We start from the raw sequence: 248 nt of genomic DNA, 5'->3' as shown, positions 1-248 counted from the left end.
TGTGCTTTTTAAACAGCGCCAGTTCATGCTCGTATTTTTGATTGAGAATAGAAAGATGTTGAACTTTAGAATCTAATTGCTGATTGGTGACTTCAAGATGTTGAACTCTGGCATCTAATTGCTGGTTTGATTGTGCTAGAGACTGATGCTGCATCGCCAACTGCCGGGTAAATTCCAGCAGTTGTTCATGGGTCAGTTGGCTTAAGTCAGGCAGCGTATTCATGACCGCAGTATGCCTGAGGTCATGA

Annotated in this window: 1 pseudogene; it reads right to left on the bottom strand. The window is 43.1% G+C overall.

Features of this window, described 5'->3' with window-relative positions:
• Positions 1-223: pseudogene (locus K1T76_RS14900) on the bottom strand (IS66 family transposase); the annotation flags it as partial.
• Between the last annotated feature and the right edge of the window lie 25 nt (positions 224-248).

This window comes from Acinetobacter sp. PW68 (assembly GCF_020982655.1).
Classification (GTDB): Bacteria; Pseudomonadota; Gammaproteobacteria; order Pseudomonadales; family Moraxellaceae; genus Acinetobacter; species Acinetobacter towneri_A.
Note: the sequence above shows the minus strand (reverse complement) of the source record. Positions and strands in the feature narration are given on the sequence as shown.